The organism is Pseudomonas sp. JV414 (genome assembly GCF_032424305.1).
Lineage (GTDB): Bacteria > Pseudomonadota > Gammaproteobacteria > Pseudomonadales > Pseudomonadaceae > Aquipseudomonas > Aquipseudomonas lini.
Genome location: NZ_VYKC01000003.1, coordinates 241,365 through 263,616, shown reverse-complemented (window position 1 = coordinate 263,616; position 22,252 = coordinate 241,365). Strand labels below are relative to the sequence as shown.

The window sequence follows — 22,252 nt, the reverse complement described above, 5'->3', positions numbered from 1 at the left end:
CGAATGTTTATGAGGACTCCCATGCGTCTTATCCGCATGCTGTTGCTGCCGGTACTGGCTTTGACCACGCTCTCGGCCCACGCCGATGACAAGGACGTGGCGCGTCTGACTCAACTGCTGGAAAAATCCCAGACCCTGACCGCGCGTTTCTCCCAGCTGACTCTCGATGGCAGCGGCACCCAGTTGCAGGAAACCGCCGGTCAAATGTCTTTGCAGCGCCCGGGCCTGTTCTACTGGCACACCGATGCGCCGCAAGAGCAGCTGATGGTGTCCGATGGCAAGAAGGTTTCCCTGTGGGACCCGGACCTGGAGCAGGTCACTATCAAGACCCTCGACCAGCGCCTGACCCAGACTCCGGCCCTGTTGTTGTCCGGTGACGTGTCCAAGATCAGCCAGAGCTTCGACATCAGCGCCAAGGAAGCCGGCGGCGTGATCGACTTCACTCTGAAGCCGAAAACCAAAGACACCCTGTTCGACAGCCTGCGCCTGTCGTTCCGCAACGGTCTGGTTAATGACATGCAGCTGATTGATAGCGTCGGTCAGCGCACCAATATTCTGTTTACTGGCGTGAAGGCCAACGAGCCGATTCCTGCGTCCAAGTTCAAGTTCGACATCCCTAAAGGGGCGGACGTGATTCAAGAGTAAGACGCATAACCTGTGGGAGCGGGCTTGCTCGCGAAGAGGGAGTGTCAGTCACCATCAATGTTGTCTGACACACCGCATTCGCGAGCAAGCCCGCTCCCACAGGGATCAGCGGTGTTCAGATTATTGACTGATAGGCAGTGAGGTTTCGCAAGTAGTGATGGACCTGTTTCGCAGCGCCCCGATTGCTCAGCCCTTGGCCGCCCGTTTGCGTGCGGCCAATCTGGACGAGTACGTCGGTCAGGAACACCTGCTCGCTCGCGGCAAGCCTTTGCGCGAAGCGCTGGAGCAGGGTGCTCTGCATTCGATGATTTTCTGGGGCCCGCCGGGGGTGGGTAAAACCACGTTGGCGCGGCTGCTCGCGGAAGTCTCTGATGCGCACTTCGAAACGGTTTCGGCGGTACTGGCCGGCGTAAAGGAAATCCGCCAGGCGGTGGAAGTCGCCAAGCAACAGGCCGGGCAGTACGGTAAACGCACCATCCTGTTTGTCGATGAAGTGCACCGCTTCAACAAGTCCCAGCAGGATGCGTTCCTGCCGTACGTTGAAGACGGCACGCTGATTTTCATCGGCGCGACCACCGAAAACCCCTCGTTCGAACTCAATAACGCGCTCCTGTCCCGGGCGCGTGTCTATGTGCTCAAAAGCCTCGACGAAGCGGCCCTGCGCAAGCTGGTGCATCGCGCATTGACCGAAGAGCGTGGGCTGGGCAAGCGGCAACTGACTCTCAGCGATGAAGGTTTCCAGATGCTGTTGTCCGCCGCCGATGGCGATGGCCGGCGTCTGCTAAATCTGCTGGAAAACGCCTCGGACCTGGCCGAAGACAACAGCGAAATCGGCGTCGACCTGCTGCAAAGTCTGCTCGGCGATACCCGTCGGCGCTTCGACAAGGGCGGCGAAGCCTTCTACGACCAGATCTCCGCGCTGCATAAGTCGGTGCGTGGCTCCAATCCCGATGGCGCGTTGTATTGGTTTGCGCGGATGATCGACGGCGGTTGCGACCCGCTGTACCTGGCCCGACGCGTGGTGCGCATGGCCAGCGAAGACATCGGTAATGCCGACCCTCGCGCTCTCAGCCTGTGCCTGGCGGCGTGGGAGGTGCAGGAGCGCCTCGGCAGCCCCGAAGGGGAATTGGCGGTGGCCCAGGCCATTACGTATTTGGCCTGCGCGCCGAAAAGCAACGCGGTGTACATGGGCTTCAAAGCCGCGATGCGCAGCGCCACGGAACACGGTTCGCTCGAAGTGCCGCTGCACCTGCGCAACGCGCCGACCAAGTTGATGAAGCAATTGGGCTATGGTGACGAATACCGTTATGCCCACGATGAACCGGATGCCTACGCCGCTGGCGAAGACTACTTCCCGGACGAGCTCGAACCACAACGGTTCTATCAACCCGTGCCCCGCGGCCTGGAGCTGAAAATCGGCGAAAAGCTTAACCACCTCGCGCAGCTTGATCGCCTAAGCCCCCGACAGCGGAGAAAATAGTGATTCCATTGATCGTTGCCGTTTCTGTCGGCGGTGTCGCCGGTACGCTATTGCGCTTCGCCACGGGTAACTGGATCAACGCGAATTGGCCGCGGCACTTCTATACCGCGACGCTGGCCGTTAATATCGTGGGCTGTTTGCTGATCGGCGTTCTATACGGTCTGTTTTTGCTACGCCCGGAAGTACCGATAGAGGTGCGCGCCGGGTTGATGGTCGGCTTCCTCGGGGGGCTGACGACTTTTTCATCCTTTTCACTGGATACGGTGCGCCTGCTGGAAACCGGGCAAGTGCCGCTGGCCCTGGGCTATGCGGCCATCAGCGTATTCGGCGGGCTGCTCGCCACCTGGGCTGGCCTGTCCTTGACCAAACTTTGATAACGAGAAACCGACATGCTCGATTCCAAACTGTTACGTAGCAACCTTCAGGACGTAGCGGACCGCCTGGCATCCCGTGGCTACACGCTGGATGTTGCGCGCATCGAAGCGCTGGAAGAACAGCGCAAGACCGTCCAGACCCGTACCGAGGCACTGCAGGCTGAACGTAACGCGCGCTCCAAGTCCATCGGTCAGGCCAAGCAGCGCGGCGAAGACATCGCGCCGTTGATGGCGGACGTCGAGCGCATGGCGGGTGAGTTGAGCGCCGGTAAAGTCGAGCTGGACGCAATCCAGACCGAGCTGGATTCGATCCTGCTGGGCATCCCGAACCTGCCGCACGAATCGGTGCCGGTCGGCGATGACGAAGAAGGCAACGTTGAAGTGCGCCGCTGGGGCACGCCTAAGGCCTTCGATTTCCCGGTTCAGGACCACGTGGCCCTGGGCGAGAAGTTCGGCTGGCTGGACTTCGAAACCGCCGCCAAGCTGTCCGGCGCCCGTTTCGCCCTGCTGCGCGGCCCGATCGCCCGTCTGCACCGTGCGCTGGCACAGTTCATGATCAATCTGCACATCAACGAACACGGTTACGAAGAGGCTTACACCCCGTACCTGGTGCAGGCGCCTGCATTGCAGGGCACCGGTCAGCTGCCGAAGTTCGAAGAAGACCTGTTCAAGATCAGCCGCGAAGGCGAAGCCGATCTGTACCTGATTCCGACCGCTGAAGTGTCGCTGACCAACATCGTCGCTGGCGAGATCGTCGATTCGAAACTGCTACCGATCAAGTTCGTGGCGCACACGCCGTGCTTCCGCAGCGAGGCCGGTGCATCGGGTCGCGACACTCGCGGCATGATCCGTCAGCACCAGTTCGACAAGGTCGAGATGGTCCAGATCGTTGAGCCATCGACTTCGATGGACGCGCTGGAAGGCCTGACTGCCAACGCCGAGAAAGTCCTGCAACTGCTGGAGCTGCCATACCGCACCCTGGCGCTGTGCACGGGCGACATGGGTTTCAGCGCGGTCAAGACCTACGACCTGGAAGTGTGGATTCCGAGCCAGGACAAATACCGCGAGATTTCGTCGTGCTCCAACTGCGGCGATTTCCAGGCCCGTCGCATGCAAGCGCGTTTCCGCAACCCGGAAACCGGCAAGCCTGAACTGGTTCACACCCTGAACGGTTCCGGCCTGGCGGTCGGTCGTACCCTGGTGGCGGTACTTGAGAACTACCAGCAGGCCGACGGTTCGATCCGTGTGCCTGAGGTGCTCAAGCCGTACATGGGTGGCCTTGAGGTCATCGGCTAAATGGACTATCTGCCGCTGTTTCATAACCTTCGCGGCAGTCGTGTATTGGTCGTCGGCGGAGGGGAGATTGCCTTGCGCAAATCCCGCCTGCTGGCCGAAGCCGGTGCGCTGCTGCGGGTGGTCGCGCCTGAAATCGAACCGCAACTGCGCGAGCTAGTGGTCGGCAGCGGTGGCGAGTGCCTGTTGCGTGGCTACGCCGAAACGGACTTGGACGGTTGCGGGCTGATCATCGCCGCCACCGACGACGAACCGTTGAACGCGCAAGTCTCCGCCGATGCCCATCGGCGTTGCGTGCCGGTCAACGTGGTGGACGCGCCGGCCCTGTGCAGCGTGATTTTTCCGGCGATCGTCGACCGTTCTCCGTTGATCGTCGCGGTGTCCAGCGGCGGCGATGCACCGGTGCTGGCGCGGTTGATCCGCGCCAAACTGGAAACCTGGATTCCCTCCACCTACGGTCAACTGGCCGGCCTGGCGGCGCGTTTCCGCCATCAGGTCAAAGGACTGTTTCCGGATGTGCAGCAGCGTCGGGCGTTCTGGGAAGATGTGTTCCAGGGCCCGATTGCCGACCGGCAATTGGCCGGGCAGGGCGCCGAGGCCGAGCGCTTGATGCTGGCGAAAATCAATGGCGAAGCACCTGTCGCTACCGGCGAAGTTTATCTGGTGGGCGCCGGGCCGGGTGACCCCGACCTGTTGACCTTCCGCGCCTTGCGTCTGATGCAGCAAGCCGACGTGGTGCTGTATGACCGTCTGGTGGCGCCGGCGATTCTGGATTTGTGCCGTCGCGATGCCGAGCGGGTCTACGTTGGCAAGCGCCGCTCTGATCACGCCGTGCCTCAAGAGCAGATCAACCAGCATCTGGTGGATCTGGCCAAGGCCGGCAAGCGCGTGGTGCGCTTGAAGGGCGGCGATCCGTTTATCTTCGGGCGCGGCGGTGAAGAGATCGAAGAACTGGCGGCTCATGGCATTCCGTTCCAGGTGGTGCCGGGCATTACCGCCGCCAGCGGTTGCGCGGCGTATGCCGGGATTCCGCTGACTCACCGCGATTACGCGCAGTCGGTGCGGTTCGTCACCGGGCACCTCAAGGACGGCTCCACCGATTTGCCGTGGGCCGACCTGGTCGCGCCGGCGCAGACCCTGGTGTTTTACATGGGGTTGGTGGGCCTGCCGATCATCTGCGAGCAGTTGATCAAGCACGGTCGCGCGGCCGATACCCCTGCGGCGTTGATCCAGCAGGGCACCACGGTCAATCAGCGGGTGTTTACCGGCACCCTGGCCGACCTTCCACGGCTGGTGGCGGAGCATGAAGTGCATGCGCCGACGCTGGTGATCGTCGGGGAAGTGGTGCAATTACGCGAGAAATTGGCGTGGTTTGAAGGGGCTCAGGCGCAGGTCTGAGGACCGCATCGCCCCCATTCGCGGGCAAGCCTCGCTCCTACAGGTGATCGCGTAACTCTGTAGGAGCGAGGCTTGCCCGCGAAGGGTCCCTCAAAATCGATACAAGGCTCAAATCAGGCGTTGTTATTGCGCCAAACCCCTTTCCCAATCAACCGCGCCCGATCATGAGCCGCAGTGAAGTCCTGCGCCGGCCCTTTAGGCACGATCCCGGTCGGATTGATGGTCTTGTGGCTGCCGTAGTAGTGGTTCTTGATGTGCTCAAAATCCACCGTCTCGGCTATCCCCGGCCACTGATAAATCTCCCGTAGCCAGTTCGACAGATTCGGATAATCGGCAATCCGTCGCAGGTTGCACTTGAAGTGCCCGAAGTACACCGCATCGAAGCGAATCATCGTAGTGAACAGCCGAATATCCGCTTCCGTCAGGTATTCACCCGTCAGGTACCGGTTCGCGCCCAGCAATTGCTCCAGTCGATCCAGCTCACCAAACAACTCATCGAACGCTTCTTCATAAGCCTGCTGCGACGTAGCAAACCCGGCGCGATAGACGCCGTTATTCACTGCCGGATAAATCCGCTCGTTCAGGGCGTCGATCTCGGCCCGCAATGGCGCCGGGTAGAAATCCAGGTCATTGCCGGTCAAGTCATCGAACGCACTGTTGAACATGCGGATGATCTCCGCCGATTCATTGTTGACGATGCGATTTGTCTGTTTGTCCCAGAGCACCGGCACAGTGACGCGACCGGTGTAGTCGGCGGTATCGGTGGTGTAGCGCTGGTGCAAAAATCTCAGATCGCCAAGCTTGTCGCCGGTTGATCCAAGATGTTTATCAAAGGTCCAGCCGTTCTCCAGCATTAAAAAGCTGACCACCGACACATCGACCAGGTTTTCCAAGCCTTTGAGCTTACGCAGGATCAGCGTGCGATGAGCCCACGGGCAGGCGAGGGATACGTAGAGGTGATAGCGACCAGCCTCGGCGGCAAAACCACCGACACCGGTCGGGCCTGGCTTGCCGTCGGCGGTCAGCCAGTTGCGACGTTGTGCCTGTTCACGCTGGAACGTGCCGTCCTTGCTGCTTTCGTACCATTGATCCTGCCAGCGTCCTTCGACTAACAAACCCATGTTCAAAACTCCTCAACCGATAAGCGTTGGAGAGGAGTCTATGCGCATAGGTTCGAACAAAAAGCGCAAAGGTTGGGCGTTTATGATCGGTTAAATCGATCGGTCCCTTGCATCCCAATACTGCTGGGCGGTTTCGAACGCTTGCTCGCGGGTTCGGCCGAGGCCGCGCAACGCCAGGGCCATGGTCGAGATCAACGCCATTTGCGGGTAGCTGTCGACCACGTCGCCACGCCACACCGCTTTCAAATGCTCTGGATCGAGCGTGGCCGGTTTGACGTGGCGCTGGGTCGACAGCTGTGGCCATTCTTCATCCCAGCTTTCGCCGCCAGTGGTGCCATACAGGTGACTGTCAGCATCGGGATTGATCTCGATTTCGCCGCCATCGCCCTTGATGACGATAGCGGTATCGCCCAGCAAACCGCTGGCATCGCGATGCACGGCCTGATAGCCGGGGTGGAAAATGCTTTGCAGACCGCAGCGAGCGGCCAACGGATTAAGAATTCGCGCCAGGGAATGGATCGGCGAGCGCAGGCCCAAGGTGTTGCGCAGGTCGATCATTCGCTGAAGTTGCGGAGCCCAGTCCACCAATGGCATGAACGCCAGACCGCCCTGATCAAGCGCCGCGCCGACCTGCTGCCAGTTGCGGCACAGTGGAATGTTCAGCGTCTCGAGCAGTTGTTCGCTGTACAGCCGACCGGCCGTGTGCGCGCCGCCGCCATGCATGAAGATGCGCACGCCGTTCTGTGCCAGGCACTTGGCCGCCAGCAGGTACCACGGCAGGTGACGCTTCTTGCCGGCATACGTCGGCCAGTCCAGATCGACCGTCAGCGCCGGTGGATTCAGGCGTTCACGCAAGGCTTCGGTGAACCCGGCCATTTCCTCGGCGCTTTCTTCCTTATGCCGCAACAGCATCAGGAACGCGCCGAGCTGGGTGTCCTCGACCTTGTCGTCGAACACCATGCCCATGGCCTCGCGGGCTTCCTCTCGGGTCAGGTCGCGGGCGCCGCGTTTGCCTTTACCAAGGATCCGCACGAACTGGGCGAACGGGTGCTCGGCGGGCGTTTCGAGGGTCAATGCTGGATAGTCGGTCATAAGCAATTCGTCGGTTTGGGCAGGCCCGCCAGTTTCGCGGCGAGTTTGGCAGGGGTGCCTTTGAACAGTCGGTTCAGGTGCAGGCTGTTGCCCTTGTCGGGGCCGAGTTTCAATGCGGTGTACTTGATCAGCGGGCGGGTCGCCGGGGACAGCTGGAATTCGTCGTAGAAACTGCGCAGCAGTTCGAGGACCTCCCAGTGTTCCGGGCTCAACTCGATGTCTTCGGCAGCGGCGAGGGCGGCGGCCACTTCGGCAGACCAGTCACTCAGTTCGACCAGGAAACCGTCCTTGTCCAGTTCAATGGCGCGGGCGCCGACCGTCAGGGATTTCATAGCCAACTGTTGACCTTGTCGTAGTGAATCGACAGCTCGACGAAGGCCGGGTAATCGATGGCCTTGGCCCAATCCGGGACTTCCAGAGCCCGTGCTTGAGCATCTTCGGCCAGTACGAACAGTTTCGGCTGGCGGGCGTGCAGCGCGCTGAACGGTGCGGTGCCTGGCTGCAAGGCATAAGCCGCGTCACCACTCAGCAGCAGCGCATCGTCAGGGCCGATCACGCGCAGGCAACTGCTCAGGCGGTCGTCGCCGAAAGGGGAATGAGACAACACATGCAAAGTCGACATCAGAGGGTGATCACCTGGTCGTAACGGTCAATAAGGGCGGTGATTTCCTGGGCGGCCAACACCTGGGCTTCTTCAAGCGACAGACCTTTTGGGTCCAGACCACGGGCCGCGGCGCTTTCAGCGCACACGAACAGGTCTTCGACACCAAACATCGGCAAGGCTTGCAGGTTGGCGCTCAGGTCTTTCTGTTGCAACGCCTTGGCGTCCTGCTTCGCGGCGAGCTGGAACACGCCGTCATCGAGGAACAGCAGGCCGATCGGCAGATCGAAGGCACCGCCGGCCAGCACGATGTCCAGCGCTTCTCGCGCATTAGGCCCGGACCACGGTGCCTGACGGCTGATAATCAGCAAAGATTTAGCCATCTCACGCGCCTCCGAAACAGATCAAGCGGTCAGCGTCCTGCACCGCGTCATGCAACTGGCCGAGGCCGGACAATTCCCATGGCGCACCCACCGCTACCGCTTCACGCTGATAACGCTGGGCTTCTTCCTCGTTCAACACCCCACGGCGCAGGGCGGCGGCGATACAGACCACGCCATCGAGTTGATGCTCAGCGACAAAGTTGCGCCACTGCTTGGGCAAATCCTGCTCATCCTGAGGCGTGACCACGCTGCCGGACGCGTTGTAGACGCCATCCTGATAGAAAAACAGCCGGACAATCTCATGCCCGCCGGCCAGCGCGGCCTGGGCGAACAGCAAGGCACGGCGCGAGGAGGGCGCATGGGCAGCGGAAAACAGCGCAATGGCAAACTTCATGACGGACTCGATCAGCGAAACTGCGGCCATGATAAAGCTTTATCGACGGGGCGGCGAAGGGCTTTGCCGCGAAGATGGTCTGTCAGGTGTACCCAATCCAACCGTAGGAGCTGCCGCAGGCTGCGATCTTTTGATCTTGTTTTTAAAATGCAAAGTCAAAAGATCGCAGCCTGCGGCAGCTCCTACAGTGAGATCGAAGAGTCAGCGCGGCATATAACCCAACTGCCAACGCCGCGGTATCTTCAGCGACAGCAATCCCAGCACCCCGGCCAGCAGCCCGCTGACAAACAGGGCTTTGAGCCCAAGATGATGTTCCAGCAAAGCCCCAATCACCGCACCGGCAAACATCCCGGCCCACGGGATCAGTTGCACCCGCCAGCCGTTGCGCCGCTCGCCAAGCATCCACCGACCCAGCCCACGGCCAAACCGCGACAACGCCCCGGTGACGTAGGTCAGGCCGACCGGCAGGCCGTTCACTTCTTCCACGGCGGCATTGAGCATGCCCATGGCGATGATCGCCGCCAGCAGCGCCGGCAATTGCGTTTCGTAGGGCCAGGCCGCAGCGCCGCAGAGCAGGGTGGCGATGCACAGCAGCAACGGCAACGCCCGTCGGCCACCGAGCCGGCTGACGACGATGCCCAAGGCGTTGCCGGCGACAAATGTGGCCACGAGGATTACCAGGCGCAGGGTCAACCCGAGGTCGCCATCGCTGATCGCCACGGCCAGGCGGGTGGTGTTACCGCTCATGAAGGACACGAAGTCGCCACTGGCCATGAAGCCGATGGCATCGGTCATGCCGGCGAGCACCGACAAACTGGCGACCAGCGACAGGCCGATGCGCCCGCGCCATTTATGGGTATGCAAATGGCCCGGCGTGGCTCGGGTACTTGAAGGCGAAGGCAGCATCGAAAGCTTCCTTGAGCAGCGATGATTATTTGGTTAACCCATATAACTCGCAATACTCCAGCCAGTCCATGCCGGCCATCTCCGCGACTTCCTTGTGCACCTCCAGGCGTTGGGCCTGGTAATCCTCAGGCGTGGCGGCGGTCAGTTGTAGCGTCAACTCCCAGGCAAACAAACCCAGACGCTCCGCCTCGGCTTCGAACGCTTCATGCAAGCGCTCGTCGCGGTACTGCGCCACTGTCACGCCCTTGGCTTGGGCCAACAGTGGATTCAGGTTGTCCAGTTCGATGCGCAGTTCAGGACGCTCATCGAGAAACTTTTTCAGCGCCTGCTCGTGTTGCTGTTCGGTTGCCGCCATGGTCACTCCTTAGAAGACTGCTTTTTGCTCGCCTTGGCGGCCGCGGCCAGACACTCCAGAGCAAACTGCTCGGGGTAGGTCATCTGGATCGGCGTGGTTTCGCCTTTGACGGTTCTTTCGCCATCGAGAATGTAACGAATCCGCTTGTCGGTGACGCCAATTCGCTTGGCGATCCAGGACGGCGTCTGGCCGATCTGGCTGATCAGCTTGTCGGCGTATTCAGCGGTCGGTTTGTAGTATTCGGCGTTGGGTGTCATGACCTTTCCAGAAAAATGCGCCCGGAAAAATGGGCGATGCGGCGTTAATGGCGCGACAGGGTGCGCGAATCGTTGCGCGGTGTCGCGGTATAAATGAAGTAAAGCAGAACGATACGCCGCGCCGCGGTGATACAGTCCGCTTTTTCTTGATGAGCGAACGCAATGCGAATTCTGATGGTGGCGCTGGCCGCAACCTTGCTGGCGGGCTGCGCCGGATCGGCGATGAATGACGCCCGCACCAAAACCCCGTACAAAACCCTGACCTCGGACAAGCCGGAAAAAATCGTCGCCCAGTGCGTGCAATTTGCCTGGCAGGACGAAGCGGTGTTCGGCGTCGATGCGGGCGCGTATTTGCAGCCGGGCAAGAAGGGTGGCTCCACGGTGTATACCCGTTCGGCCGAGTCCTTTGTGGACGTGACCACCGACGCCTCGGGTACAGCGTTGAGTTACTACGCGCAGCATGACGATTTTGTCGCCAAGCGCCGATTGGCAGCGTTGGCTACCTGTTTGTAAGCAAGATCAAAAGATCGCAGCCTGCGGCAGCTCCTACATGGGATTGTGTTCACCCTGTAGGAGCTGCCGCAGGCTGCGATCTTTTGGTGGCACCCCCGAAAATCGAAGGTTACAAATCCACCAAACGCTTCTGGAAAAAGAAGCGCTTGTGGCCCGGCGGGTAGTCGGCGATGTGCCCCAACTCGCTGTAGCCGTGTTTCTTGTAAAACTCCGGCGCCTGGAAGTCGAAGGTGTCCAGCCAGATCCCGATACACTCCTTTTCCCGCGCCAGGTCTTCGGCCATCTGCATCAGCTTCGAGCCCATCCCTTGTCCCCGGGCCTGCTCCGGCACCGACAACAACTCAATGAAAAACCACTGGTAAAACACTCGACCATAAAGCCCGCCGAGAATCTCGTCGCTGTCATTGCGTACCAGCAAAGCAATCTGCTCCGACACCGTGGCCCCGGCCTTTGAGGCGTTGTAGGCGCGCAGCGGTGTGAGGATCGCCTCGCGTTCTTCCTGGGTGGCATTTTTCGACAATTCGATTCGCAGGGTCATAAGCTACACATCCTTATGGCAGTGAACACGGAGCCTATCCCGGTTGCGGCGATTGTTCTATCCCCCGAAGCCCAAGGAACCCCCGGGGCCCCGGTAATGTCTAGCCTGAACAGCATCATTGCTGAACGCAGCCAATGAGGACAGCCTGTGAACATTTTTGAAGCCTTGCGCGAAAGCCACGACCTTCAGCGCCGCTATGCCGATGCACTGATTCAAACCAGTGGCGACACCCCGGAACGGGTCGAGGCTTACAAGCGACTCAAATCCGAGCTTCAGGCCCACGCAACTGCTGAAGAGCGCCATTTCTACATGCCGCTGATGGCGTTCGACAACGGCGTGGATCTTAGCCGCCACGCCATTTCCGAACACCACGAAATGGACGAGATGATGGAAGCGCTGGATGCGACCGAAATGTCCAGTCCATCCTGGTTGGCAACGGCGAAAAAGCTCTCGGAGAAGGTCCATCACCACCTCAAAGAGGAGGAGCAGAAGTTCTTTCAGATGGCCGGCAAGTTACTCGACGACCAACAGAAAGAAACCCTCGCCGGGCAGTATCAGAAAGAATACAAGGCGCAACTTTCCTGAGGATGAAAGCGCCGCAATGCTGTTCACTCAAGAGAGTCTGGAGTCAGTAAGAACTTGTGGCGAGGGAGCTTGCTCCGTAAGCGCCCGGCCAACACACCTTGCCGGCAAGGTGAAATGATTTGAGTCCAATGCGCTCCTTGTAGAGAATCGCCATCTTTGCCTCGAAAGGATGCGCGATGAAGTTCGAAGGGACTTACCAATACATGTCCGAAATTACCCAGACGGTCATCGTTGTGGCGCTGGCCTTTCTACTTGATCGGTTTCTTAAGCCGTACCCGCTGCGCAAGTGGCTAGGGGTGACGCTGGTGGTGGCAGGCGCAATCGGCTGCGTTGCAGTGAGCCAGACCCAGTTGCTGGGCTTTGACTTGGGATTGATGTCGGTCCTTGCCGTGCCGGTGGGCGCGGGGCTGTTCGTGACCAGGCGGCGGTTCGAGCAGATTGGCTGAAGGTCAGGAAGGTGTGTTGGCTGGACGGATACCTTGCTCCCGCCTGAGTGCGTAGCGCTCACAAAAATCGCAATGGTTGTCAGATTTTTGGGGCCGCTACGCAGCCCAGCGGGAGCAAGCTCCCTCGCCACAGGTTTCTCTGACTCCAGATTCTCTTAAATGAACAAGCATTGCGGCAGTCGCCGGGCTTTTCTGTTTTCGCCTAACATGGGCGCTTTCTGACGAACATAAGGATGGGATTGTCATGTCGAATACAGCCGAGCGGGTCAACATCATCGAGTCCCAGGTGCTGTCCCACGACTGGTATCTGCTGAAGAAAATCACTTTCGATTATTTGCGCAACAACGGCGACTGGCAGCGTCAGACTCGCGAGGTCTACGACCGTGGCAATGGCGCGGCGATTCTGCTGTTCAATCGCGAGAAGAAAACCGTTGTGCTGACCCGCCAGTTCAGGCTGCCGGTGTTCGTCAACGGCCATGATGGTTTGCTGATTGAAGTGGCGGCGGGGCTTCTGGAAGGCGCTGCGCCTGAAGAGCGCATTCGTGCTGAGGCCGAAGAGGAAACCGGCTATCGCGTCCACCATGTGCAGAAGGTTTTCGAGGCTTACATGAGCCCCGGTTCAGTGACCGAAAAGCTGCATTTCTTCATCGCCGAGTACGACGCCTCTTCGAAGGTCAGCGATGGCGGCGGGCTTGAGGAAGAAACCGAAGAACTGGAAGTGCTGGAGTGGAAGTTCGACGACGCGCTGGCGGCGTTCTATCGCGGGGAGATCTGCGATGCCAAGACCATCATGCTGCTGCAGTATGCAGCGATGAGGGATGTCTTCGGACCGGTTTGAGCTGCGGGGGGGCGATTTAGGTTCCCTGTCTTTTTGTAGGGGCCGTCAGATAAACAAATCATCCATTCTGCCGGCTCCGCGACACTCGTATCCCTCCAGCGTCAGCAACCGCTCTTTCGCCTCAAGCCCACCGGCAAACCCCGTCAGTTTCCCCGACGCACCAATCACCCGATGACACGGCGCGACAATCGAAATCGGATTCTTGCCATTAGCCGCGCCCACCGCCCGAACCGCACTGGGATTGCCGATCTGCCGGGCAATCTCGCTGTAGCTGCGCGTTTCGCCAAACGGAATGGTCAGTAGCGCCTGCCACACCTTTTGCTGAAATTCCGTCCCGGCAAAATCCAGTTCCAGCTCGAAACGGTTACGCGTGCCGGCGAAGTATTCCTGCAACTGCCGCGTGGTGTGCACCAGGATCGGGTTGTCCGCCGCTTCCGTCATCGGTCCCAGTTTTACCCGGCCAGGTTTGTCGTTTTCCCAGAGGATGGCCGCCAGTCGCGTGCCTTTCGCCACCAGTTTCAATTCGCCGACCGGAGACGCCAGGGTGGTGAAGGTGTAGGACATGCCGGCGGACTCCGTAAAAGTGCTGAACAGGGGCCCCAGCATACTGCCTCGTCGGGGAGGCGCAATACGCAATCCCAGCCATACTTGCCTACTGCTCTTGAAACGTTCCCTCTGTCTTTGAACAGAATCTAAAAACAAAAAGAGACCGACTCATGAAGTTCGAACCTTTTACCAAATCGCTCGTGGCAACCACATTGGCGCTGAGTTGCCTGACGGCCCACGCGGCCTCCGTCGCCCCGGTCGCAGCCGAAAACGGCATGGTTGTCACCGCCCAGCATCTGGCCAGCCACGTCGGCGTCGATGTGCTCAAGAATGGCGGCAACGCCGTCGATGCCGCCGTTGCGGTAGGTTATGCGCTGGCGGTGGTGTACCCCGCGGCGGGCAACCTGGGCGGCGGCGGTTTCATGACGATTCAATTGGCGGACGGGCGCAAGACCTTCCTCGACTTCCGTGAAAAAGCCCCGCTGGCCGCGACCCCCGACATGTACCTCGATAAAGCAGGCAACGTCGTCCCGGACCTGAGTACCCGCGGCCATCTTGCCGTTGGTGTGCCGGGCACCGTTTCGGGCATGGAACTGGCCCTGAAGAAATACGGTACCAAACCGCGCAAGGAAGTGATCGCTCCGGCGATCAAGCTTGCCGAAGACGGTTTTGTGCTGGAGCAGGGCGATGTCGACTTGCTGGAATACGCCACGGACGTCTTCAAGAAAGACATGCGCGACTCAGGCTCGATTTTCCTGAGCAATGGCGAGCCGATGCAGGTCGGCCAGAAACTCGTACAAAAAGACTTGAGCAAAACCCTGCGGGAAATTTCCGAAAAGGGCGCCGACGGTTTCTATAAAGGCTGGGTGGCCGACGCCATCGTCACCTCCAGTCAGGCCAACAAGGGCATCATCACCCAGGCCGACCTCGACAAATACCAGACCCGCGAACTGGCGCCGATCGAGTGCGATTACCGTGGCTATCACGTGGTCTCGGCGCCACCGCCAAGCTCCGGTGGCGTGGTGATCTGCGAGATCATGAACATCCTCGACGGCTACCCGATGAAAGACCTGGGCTTCCGCTCGGCTCAGGCGATGCACTATCAGATCGAAGCGATGCGCCACGCGTATGTGGACCGCAACAGCTACCTCGGCGACCCGGACTTCGTGAAAAATCCGATCGCTCATCTGCTGGATAAAAACTACGCGACCAAAATCCGCGAAGTCATCGATCCGCAGAAGGCCGGCGTGTCCCGCGAGATCAAACCCGGCGTAGCGCCGCACGAAGGCAGCAATACCACCCATTACTCGATCGTCGACAAATGGGGCAACGCGGTGTCGGTGACCTACACCCTTAACGACTGGTTCGGTGCCGGCGTCATGGCGAGTAAAACCGGGGTCATCCTCAACGATGAAATGGACGACTTCACCTCGAAAATCGGCGTGCCGAACATGTACGGTCTGGTGCAGGGCGAAGCCAACGCCATCGCCCCCGGCAAGGCACCGCTGTCGTCCATGAGCCCGACCATCGTCACCAAGGACGGCAAGGTCGTCATGGTTGTCGGCACCCCCGGTGGCAGCCGCATCATCACCGCGACCCTGCTGACCATCCTCAACGTGATCGACTACGGCATGAACATCCAGGAAGCGGTGGATGCGCCGCGTTTCCACCAGCAATGGCTGCCGGAAGAAACCAATCTGGAGAACTTCGCCACCAGCCCGGACACCAAGAAGATGCTCGAAAGCTGGGGGCATAAATTTGCCGGGCCGCAGGACCCGAACCATATCGCAGCTATTCTGGTAGGTGCGCCTTCGCTGGAAGGCAAGCCAGTGGGCAAGAACCGCTTCTATGGAGCGAACGATCCACGGCGTAATACCGGGTTGTCACTCGGTTACTAAAACGGGCGATCACCGGCCACCTGAACTCCCCGGGTGGCCCTGATCCCCGTAGGAGCTGCCGAAGGCTGCGATCTTTTGCCTTTGATGTCAGCGAAGATCAAAAGATCGCAGGCTGCGCCAGCTCCTACAGGGGCTCGAACGCAGCCTCGACAGCTGCTACAGACCAGAAAGGGAGTTGTAATCCATCGTTTTACCGACCTCTCTAAGGAAGGAAGCCATGAGCACCGCACTCCTGATCATTGATGTCCAACGCGCGCTGTGCACCGGCGAGTATGAATGCTTCGACATCAAGCGCGTCATCGACACCATCAACGATCTCAGCACCAGAGCCCGAGCCGCCGACATCCCGGTCATCCTGATCCAGCACGAAGAAGAGGGCGACCTGCTGCAATACGGCAGCGAAGGCTGGCAACTGGCCGACGGTCTGAAGACCTCCCCCCAAGACCTGCGCGTGCGCAAAACCACCCCGGATTCGTTCTACCAGACCCACTTGCATGAACAGCTGCAAGAACTGGACGCCGACCGCCTGATCATCTGCGGCCTGCAAACCGACTACTGCGTCAACGCCACCGTTCGCCAGGCGCATCAATTGGGCTACGACGTCGTGCTGGTGGCCGACGCCCATTCCACCATCGACAACGGCATGATGAGCGCCGAAGACATCATCGCCGAACACAATAAGGATCTGGCGCACCTGACCGGCTCCGTGGCGCGGATCGACGTTATGCCTGCCAGTGAAATCAAAGTCTGAAAATACCGTCAGCCCCGTGGCGAGTGAGTTTGCTCGCCAGGTGCTGGACGCAATCGCTACGCCTATGGCATGGTCAAAAAAACAATACGCCATGTAGCGAACAGGATCAGAACGATGGAGGAGGGTGATGAGGTCGGCGCCAAGGCGTCGATGGCAACATTGCAGGCATTCAATCTCTGCGTATTGCACCTGGGGCGTCTTGCCCGAGATCGCGGTGCATCCCGGTTCATCACCGACGGCCTGCAGGCCTTCAGCCAACTGGTGCCCTTCGCTTCGGCCTGGTGGGGCGAGATGTCCGGGTCAGGCGTCGATGTTTCGCCCAGAAACTGGATGCACGGGCGAATCAATCTGCCCGAGTCGTTTGCCGCCGAGTGGCACACGTGTGCGCGTAACGACAAATTCTCCCATGACACCATAAGTCGACCCGGCGAGGTCGTGCGCGACAGCGGCTTCAACGACCCCAATGAAGACGTGAATGTATTCGCTCGGCGCTACGACCTCTACTACCTGATGTGCATCACCTTCGAGTTACCCGAAAGCGGCATGATGTTCTTCGTCTGTCTCTATCGAGGCATTGATGCCTCGGCTTTCAACGAAAGCGAGGCCGATCTGTTTTCGGCCTTCTGCGACCACCTGTTGCAGCTGTGGCGATTCCAGGTGCAGGACATGATCCGCTTCGACACGGGCAACGGGGCGTCGGACTTTGGTGTCGCGCGCATGGACGGCAGTTTGCTGTACGTGGGGGCAACGCTGTGTGCAGCCATCGAACGTGAGTTACCCGGCTGGAACGGTTCAATGCTTCCCTCGCAGGTGATCGCGCAACTGCAAAAGGCACCCTGCGTCATGCGCCTGGGCCGCTGCGCCCTGACACTGAGCCCTAACGCCGAACACGTCATCCTGTCGCTCGAAGCCCAGTCGCGCGGGGCGATGCTTGCGCCACGCGAGCGAACGGCAGCCATGCTGTTTGCCGCCGGCCATTCCTACAAGGAAATTGCCAAAATCCTTGAATTGAGCCCTGCGACAGTGCGCACCTATCTGCGCAACTGCTACCTGCAACTGGGCGTGAAGAGCAAGGTGGAACTGGGTTCTGTGCTGCGTTCAGCGACCTCGCTCGCGGAGGCGACGCGCCGCGATTAAATCCGCCTACAACGCGTCCCCCTGTAGGAGCGAGGCTTGCCCGCGAAGAACGATAACGCGGTGTGCCAGACCTGACGCCTTCGCGGGCAAGCCTCGCTCCTACAAAGGGAATGGAGCTCACATTTCTAAGGTGTATCGATTTTATCCAGCACCCGGTTCGCGGTGATCTCCGCCACCATGATGCTGTTTGAAATGCCCAGCAGGGCATAGCGCGACTCACCCTCCAGATGATCCACCAACTGGTGGACCATCACATCGACCGAGGCCAGCGTCTCAACCAAAAAAACCGCCAGGGTTTCGGCTGTGGCTTCTGGGTTCACGCAAAGCAAAGTGCTGGGTCTACGTGCGGTGGCTTTGATGTCGGCATTCGATGGGAAGTGGAAGTTGAGGGCGCGTTCGGCGGCCTCGTTGAGTTTTTTTGAATCGGGTTCGTACGGGGACACTGGATCGGTGGCCGGTGGGTTCGGTGTTACCTTGAACATATTTACGTCTCCAACAATATGGAGCCATCACCGAATCGCTGCTAAACGAAGGTGGCAGCTGTGTGCAGGTTAGCAGACCGGTAGAGACGAATCCGGCGCGCCCGAAGGCGCCCTGCGCACAGCTACCATAAAGTGCAGGCATGAAATGGCCTGACTGTCTGGATGCAAATGCGCTTCGTCACGACGGGCTGCTAAACCCGATCACTGGGAATCAGTGATGCGAATCAAGTTACCGAGTGGATCCAAAGCGCACAAGCCGGCGGATTCTGGTGCAGCCGTAGGCAATGGCGCAAGGTTTTGTAGCTTTCAGGACGTAACTTTGGGGTCTTTTAAACAAGCCTCTTCAATCAATGTTGACTGTGCCGCCGCCTTCGCGAGCAAGCCCGCTCCCACAGGTTCCGCCGCTACACCCGATCGGACCCCTGTCATTTAATTACCTCACCCCTCCTCATTTGTGGAGGTCCATCCGACGCCCGCGCCCTATAGGGTAGGCCCTGCATATCAGAGGCTTGCGGCCGTCTGTTCGGGCCACTTCCAAAACTATAAAAATAGAGGTGAGGCAGTTGAAATTTTCCAGGCTGTTTATCGCCGTTGCGTCGACAACGGCATTTTCCTGCATGGCGCTGGTGGGGTGTCAAACACAGGGTTCGACACCGGCTGACATGGTGATGCGCAACGGCTATGTCTATACCGTCGATGGCAAGAACTCCGTGCAGCAGGCGATCGCCGTCACGGGCGGGAAAATCGTCTATGTCGGCAGCGATGAAGGCGCTGCTTCGTACATCGGCACGCAGACACAGCTGATCGATCTGGCGGGACGCATGTTGATGCCGGGCTTCGTCGATGCGCATATGCATCCGGGGGATGGCGGTCGCGCCATGACGTTGTGCGACCTGAAATATCAGACGATGACCCGCAAGGTTTTCCAGGAAACCATTCAGGCGTGTCTGGATGCCGACAAGGGCAAGGGCCCGGATGTCTGGCTTGAAGTGGGCAGTTGGGACCGCATGGGCATGACCGGGCTCGACGGCGATCCTGACAAGTCGACGCTGGATGCACTCAAGACCCATCGCCCGATTCAGGTCCGTTCCACCGACTTCCATACCGTGCTCACAAACTCCCGTGGTCTGGCGGTCGCTGGCATCAACAAGCACACCGCCAATCCGGGTGATGGCAAGTACGTGCGCGACAGCGCCGGCAACCCGACCGGTATCTGCGAAGACGGTGCCGCCGATGCCATGGCCGCCGTGGTGCCGCCGGCCAGCGATGCAGAAAAACTCAACCAGACCCGCGCGGCGCTCGACGCCATGCGCCAGCAAGGCATCACCAGTTTCTTCGATGCCTTGTCGGGACCTGAAAATGGCAAAGCGTTTACCACCCTGCAAGAGTCAGGCGAGTTGACCGCACGGGCCTTGCTGGCGATCAAACTCGACCCTGCCGCGGCTGCTGCAGACCCGGCGAAATCCATTGCCGAGGCCAAGGCACTGGCCAACACCTACGACCAGGGAGAAGCCAAAGTCGCGCCGGGCGTGAGCATGCGCCACGTCAAATTGTTCATGGACGGCATCATCAACGCTCCAGCGGATACCGGGGCAATGTTGGCGCCGTACCTGCGCAATGCCGGCACCGATGTCGCGCCCAAGTGGACGCCTGGCAAGAATACCGGTGAGCTGTATTTCCCGCCGCAAGTACTCAATCCGCTGCTGTTGCAAGCGGTGCAGGCCGGTCTCGATCCGCATCTTCACGCCACCGGGGACCGAGCGGTGCGTGACTCGTTGAACGGTATCGAATACGTGCGCCAGCAACTGCCGGGCAACGGTTTTCGTCCGGCCATTACTCACGCTGAATCGGTGGACCCCGCCGACTATTCACGTTTCAAGGCGCTCGACGTGACCGCCAACATGTCGTTCCAATGGGCCCAGCAGGCGCCTTCCACGGTTGACGGCACCAGCGATCATCTTGGACCTGCGCGTTTTGCCCGCATGGAACCATCGGGCAGCATCAGCCGCGCTGGCGGTCGGGTTGCTTATGGCAGCGATTGGCCCGTCGACCCGCTCGACGAATTCCTGGCGCTGAAAATCGGTGTCACCCGCTCAGGCGATCCGCTGAACCCGCACAGCTATGGCCCCAAGTATGCGGGCAGGTTGAATGCCGACCCGGCGCTGTCGCGCACTGACGTGCTGCGCACCATCACCATGAACGCCGCCGAGCAACTGAAACTGGAGGCTGTCGTCGGTTCGGTCGAAGTGGGCAAGTTCGCCGACTTGATCGTGTTGGACAAGAACTTCATGCAGGTGCCAGAGGATGAGCTGGGCCGAAACGAGGTACTGCTGACGGTGGTCGGCGGCAAGGTCGTGTGGGCCAAGGCGCCGTTCCTTGGACTTGACCCGAAGGCGTTGTCACAAGCTTCCACATCCCGAATCGCCCAATAAAAACAAGAGAGTGTTCCGATGCAACTATTCATTCCCAACCTGTTGGCCGCAGCCCTGGCCCTTTCCTCGGTGCAGGCCATGGCCGCCGCTGATCTTGTACTGTTCAACGGCAAGGTTTTTACCGCCGAACCCGGTCAAGCGCTGGTTCAGGCCGTGGCGGTGCAAGACGGCAAGATTCTTAAAGTGGGCAGCGATGCCGAGATCAACGCCCTGGCCGATGCCCAGACGCAACGAATCGATCTGGCGGGCAAAGTACTGATGCCTGGAATGATTGATACCCATAGTCACCCGGTCGTTGCGGCTTTCAACAGCCAAGGGGCCAACCTGCTGGATGAAGTAAAGCCGTTGCCGGAACTCGAGCAATGGGTGATCGAACAGGATGAAGCGGGGCGTGCACGGGCCGGTGACGTGATCAGCATTGCCGGGGTGAGTTCGGCCTATTGGGAGAAAAGCCGCGAGCTCGGTCAGCGCTTCAATCAGGGCCGCTGGGTGGACCAACCGGTGGTCCTCAGCGGGATTGACGGGCATACCGGCTGGGCCAACAACGCGATGCTCAAGCGTCTGAAAATCGACGCGGCATTGGTAAAAGGTCTGTCGGAACAGGACCGCAGTTTCGTGGGGCACGCAGCGGACTTCACTCCCAATGGCTTGTTCGCCGAGTCGCGCTGGGACAAGGTGCGCAGTCAGATCCCCGCGCCCGGCAACGAGGTCATGCTGAAGGCCGCCCGCGAGGCGGTGAAGGTCAATCATCAATATGGCGTTACCGCCTGGATGGACGCGGCAGCGAATGCCGGAAGTGGTGATTCGCTGTTCGATTTCCAGGCCACCGAAAAGAGTTACGGTGTTCTACCGCTTTACCGCGAACTGGCCGAGAAGGGCGAGCTCAATGCCCACGTCGCGGCGCTGCTGCTGGCCAACCCAAAAAGCCGGCCGGCCGATCTGGAAATGCTGGCCAAGGTGATGAAGAAATTCGAGGGCGTGCCCAACCTGAGCTTCCCTGGCATCAAGGTCTTCGCTGACGGCGTTCTGGAGTTTCCAGGGCAGACGGCAGCGGTGATTGTTCCGTTCACCAACAGTCACAAAAACGGTCAGTTGCTGATCGACCCGGCACACTTTGGTGAGTTGGTAGTGGCGGCGGAGAAGCGTGACTGGATTGTGCACACGCATGCAGTCGGCGACCGCGCCGTACGTGAGTCACTCAATGGCATTGAATACGCGCGCAAGCTCAACCCGACACCGATGGCCCACAGCATCACTCACTTGCAACTGGTCAATCCAAAGGAATTCCCGCGTTTCAAGCAGCTTGGCGTGATCGCTTCCATGCAACTGCTGTGGGCTACCGGCGAGTCTTACACGGTGGAGTTGGTCAAACCGTATATCAGCGCGTTCGCTTACGGTTATCAGTATCCCGCCAGGTCTCTGCATAACGCCGGTGCGCTCATCGCCGGTGGCAGTGACTGGCCGGTGTCCAGCCCCAACCCGTGGAATGCCATCGCCCAGGCAAGCACTCGCAAAGGGCCGCTGGGTGTGTTGAATGCCAATGAAAGCATTGATCGCCAGACCATGTTCTATGCCTACACCCTCAATGCCGCCAAAGTCCTGCGGCTGGATCAACAGATTGGTTCGCTGGCGCCCGGCAAACAGGCCGATCTGATCATCCTCGACCGCGATGTGTTCAAGGTCAGCGACGACGAACTGTTCGACACCAAGGTCCTGAAGACTTTCTTCGCTGGCAAGCAGGTTTACGCGCCCGCGTCCTGACGACTACCCGCCGGCAGCACCGAAAA

The 22,252-nt window shown here is 59.8% G+C and carries 26 protein-coding genes; 14 read left to right on the top strand and 12 right to left on the bottom strand.

The genetic code is table 11. The features are described 5' to 3' along the window. Nucleotides 1-21: 21 nt before the first annotated feature. The 5 genes from lolA (at nucleotide 22) to cysG (ending at nucleotide 5,190) form a co-directional block, all read left to right on the top strand. Entirely contained in the window at nucleotides 22-645 is a 624-nt protein-coding gene (gene lolA, locus F6R97_RS05995) for an outer membrane lipoprotein chaperone LolA (protein WP_007904916.1), read from the top strand. A gap of 157 nt (nucleotides 646-802) precedes the next feature. After that, the gene (locus tag F6R97_RS05985) at nucleotides 803-2,125 is read left to right on the top strand and encodes a replication-associated recombination protein A (protein WP_038982565.1); all 1,323 of its coding nucleotides are present in this window, start codon (nucleotides 803-805) and stop codon (nucleotides 2,123-2,125) included. Next, nucleotides 2,125-2,499, top strand: a complete 375-nt coding sequence (crcB, locus tag F6R97_RS05980) for a fluoride efflux transporter CrcB (protein WP_038982566.1) — start codon at nucleotides 2,125-2,127, stop codon at nucleotides 2,497-2,499. The genes F6R97_RS05985 and crcB overlap by 1 nt, the downstream gene beginning before the upstream one ends. Before the next feature lie 15 nt (nucleotides 2,500-2,514). After that, nucleotides 2,515-3,795, top strand: coding sequence for a serine--tRNA ligase (gene serS, locus F6R97_RS05975; protein ID WP_038982567.1), 1,281 nt, complete (start codon nucleotides 2,515-2,517; stop codon nucleotides 3,793-3,795). Further along, on the top strand, nucleotides 3,796-5,190 hold the full coding sequence (cysG, locus tag F6R97_RS05970; RefSeq protein WP_038982568.1) for a siroheme synthase CysG: 1,395 nt from the start codon (nucleotides 3,796-3,798) through the stop codon (nucleotides 5,188-5,190). It abuts the gene before it with no gap. Nucleotides 5,191-5,303: 113 nt separating this feature from the next. Here the strand turns inward: cysG and F6R97_RS05965 are convergent, their stop codons facing one another. From F6R97_RS05965 to F6R97_RS05925, 9 genes are all read right to left on the bottom strand, one after another. Beyond that, complete coding sequence (locus F6R97_RS05965; protein ID WP_315866237.1) at nucleotides 5,304-6,311, bottom strand: glutathione S-transferase family protein; 1,008 nt, start codon at nucleotides 6,309-6,311, stop codon at nucleotides 5,304-5,306. Between the two features lie 90 nt (nucleotides 6,312-6,401). Next, on the bottom strand, nucleotides 6,402-7,403 hold the full coding sequence (locus tag F6R97_RS05960; protein ID WP_038982570.1) for a glycosyl transferase family protein: 1,002 nt from the start codon (nucleotides 7,401-7,403) through the stop codon (nucleotides 6,402-6,404). Continuing rightward, nucleotides 7,400-7,735, bottom strand: a complete 336-nt coding sequence (locus F6R97_RS05955) for a TusE/DsrC/DsvC family sulfur relay protein (protein WP_038982571.1) — start codon at nucleotides 7,733-7,735, stop codon at nucleotides 7,400-7,402. The genes F6R97_RS05960 and F6R97_RS05955 overlap by 4 nt, the downstream gene beginning before the upstream one ends. Further along, entirely contained in the window at nucleotides 7,732-8,025 is a 294-nt protein-coding gene (gene tusB, locus F6R97_RS05950; protein WP_048396942.1) for a sulfurtransferase complex subunit TusB, read from the bottom strand. Before tusB ends, F6R97_RS05955 begins: the two co-directional genes overlap by 4 nt. Beyond that, nucleotides 8,025-8,387, bottom strand: coding sequence for a sulfurtransferase complex subunit TusC (gene tusC / locus F6R97_RS05945; RefSeq protein WP_038982573.1), 363 nt, complete (start codon nucleotides 8,385-8,387; stop codon nucleotides 8,025-8,027). The genes tusB and tusC overlap by 1 nt, the downstream gene beginning before the upstream one ends. Before the next feature lies 1 nt (nucleotide 8,388). Continuing rightward, complete coding sequence (tusD, locus tag F6R97_RS05940) at nucleotides 8,389-8,781, bottom strand: sulfurtransferase complex subunit TusD (RefSeq protein WP_038983667.1); 393 nt, start codon at nucleotides 8,779-8,781, stop codon at nucleotides 8,389-8,391. Between the two features lie 201 nt (nucleotides 8,782-8,982). Beyond that, complete coding sequence (locus tag F6R97_RS05935) at nucleotides 8,983-9,687, bottom strand: YoaK family protein (RefSeq protein ID WP_048396943.1); 705 nt, start codon at nucleotides 9,685-9,687, stop codon at nucleotides 8,983-8,985. Nucleotides 9,688-9,712: 25 nt separating this feature from the next. Beyond that, complete coding sequence (locus F6R97_RS05930; RefSeq protein WP_038982575.1) at nucleotides 9,713-10,042, bottom strand: DUF6388 family protein; 330 nt, start codon at nucleotides 10,040-10,042, stop codon at nucleotides 9,713-9,715. Between the two features lie 2 nt (nucleotides 10,043-10,044). After that, on the bottom strand, nucleotides 10,045-10,299 hold the full coding sequence (locus F6R97_RS05925; protein WP_008008546.1) for a hypothetical protein: 255 nt from the start codon (nucleotides 10,297-10,299) through the stop codon (nucleotides 10,045-10,047). A 162-nt stretch (nucleotides 10,300-10,461) separates the two neighbouring features. On the opposite strand from F6R97_RS05925, the gene F6R97_RS05920 reads away from it, so the two are divergent. Then, the gene (locus tag F6R97_RS05920; protein WP_038982576.1) at nucleotides 10,462-10,812 is read left to right on the top strand and encodes a hypothetical protein; all 351 of its coding nucleotides are present in this window, start codon (nucleotides 10,462-10,464) and stop codon (nucleotides 10,810-10,812) included. 109 nt (nucleotides 10,813-10,921) lie between these two features. Here F6R97_RS05920 and F6R97_RS05915 read toward each other — a convergent pair whose 3' ends face one another. Further along, nucleotides 10,922-11,350, bottom strand: a complete 429-nt coding sequence (locus tag F6R97_RS05915) for a GNAT family N-acetyltransferase (protein ID WP_050682731.1) — start codon at nucleotides 11,348-11,350, stop codon at nucleotides 10,922-10,924. 147 nt (nucleotides 11,351-11,497) lie between these two features. Here F6R97_RS05915 and F6R97_RS05910 point away from each other — a divergent pair, with 147 nt between their 5' ends. The 3 genes from F6R97_RS05910 (at nucleotide 11,498) to F6R97_RS05900 (ending at nucleotide 13,219) form a co-directional block, all read left to right on the top strand. Further along, the gene (locus F6R97_RS05910) at nucleotides 11,498-11,935 is read left to right on the top strand and encodes a hemerythrin domain-containing protein (protein ID WP_050682732.1); all 438 of its coding nucleotides are present in this window, start codon (nucleotides 11,498-11,500) and stop codon (nucleotides 11,933-11,935) included. Between the two features lie 203 nt (nucleotides 11,936-12,138). After that, nucleotides 12,139-12,381, top strand: a complete 243-nt coding sequence (locus tag F6R97_RS05905) for a hypothetical protein (protein WP_019580101.1) — start codon at nucleotides 12,139-12,141, stop codon at nucleotides 12,379-12,381. A gap of 244 nt (nucleotides 12,382-12,625) precedes the next feature. After that, nucleotides 12,626-13,219: an NUDIX domain-containing protein gene (locus F6R97_RS05900; RefSeq protein WP_315866235.1), complete on the top strand. Its 594-nt coding sequence runs from the start codon at nucleotides 12,626-12,628 to the stop codon at nucleotides 13,217-13,219. A 45-nt stretch (nucleotides 13,220-13,264) separates the two neighbouring features. Here F6R97_RS05900 and F6R97_RS05895 read toward each other — a convergent pair whose 3' ends face one another. Further along, on the bottom strand, nucleotides 13,265-13,783 hold the full coding sequence (locus F6R97_RS05895) for a methylated-DNA--[protein]-cysteine S-methyltransferase (RefSeq protein WP_038983669.1): 519 nt from the start codon (nucleotides 13,781-13,783) through the stop codon (nucleotides 13,265-13,267). A 152-nt stretch (nucleotides 13,784-13,935) separates the two neighbouring features. On the opposite strand from F6R97_RS05895, the gene ggt reads away from it, so the two are divergent. From ggt to F6R97_RS05880, 3 genes are all read left to right on the top strand, one after another. Continuing rightward, a complete protein-coding gene (gene ggt / locus F6R97_RS05890; protein ID WP_038982580.1) occupies nucleotides 13,936-15,663 on the top strand; it encodes a gamma-glutamyltransferase in 1,728 nt (575 codons plus the stop codon). Between the two features lie 217 nt (nucleotides 15,664-15,880). Beyond that, on the top strand, nucleotides 15,881-16,414 hold the full coding sequence (locus tag F6R97_RS05885) for a cysteine hydrolase family protein (RefSeq protein WP_038982581.1): 534 nt from the start codon (nucleotides 15,881-15,883) through the stop codon (nucleotides 16,412-16,414). Between the two features lie 114 nt (nucleotides 16,415-16,528). After that, a complete protein-coding gene (locus tag F6R97_RS05880; protein ID WP_315866306.1) occupies nucleotides 16,529-17,551 on the top strand; it encodes a helix-turn-helix transcriptional regulator in 1,023 nt (340 codons plus the stop codon). Between the two features lie 125 nt (nucleotides 17,552-17,676). On the opposite strand, the gene F6R97_RS05875 is transcribed toward F6R97_RS05880, so the two are convergent. Further along, a complete protein-coding gene (locus tag F6R97_RS05875; RefSeq protein WP_048397258.1) occupies nucleotides 17,677-18,033 on the bottom strand; it encodes a DUF6124 family protein in 357 nt (118 codons plus the stop codon). A 563-nt stretch (nucleotides 18,034-18,596) separates the two neighbouring features. Between F6R97_RS05875 and F6R97_RS05870 the strand changes: the two genes are divergently transcribed. Then, a complete protein-coding gene (locus tag F6R97_RS05870) occupies nucleotides 18,597-20,465 on the top strand; it encodes an amidohydrolase (RefSeq protein ID WP_315866234.1) in 1,869 nt (622 codons plus the stop codon). A gap of 18 nt (nucleotides 20,466-20,483) precedes the next feature. Next, on the top strand, nucleotides 20,484-22,226 hold the full coding sequence (locus F6R97_RS05865; RefSeq protein ID WP_315866233.1) for an amidohydrolase: 1,743 nt from the start codon (nucleotides 20,484-20,486) through the stop codon (nucleotides 22,224-22,226). The last annotated feature ends 26 nt before the right edge of the window (nucleotides 22,227-22,252 follow it).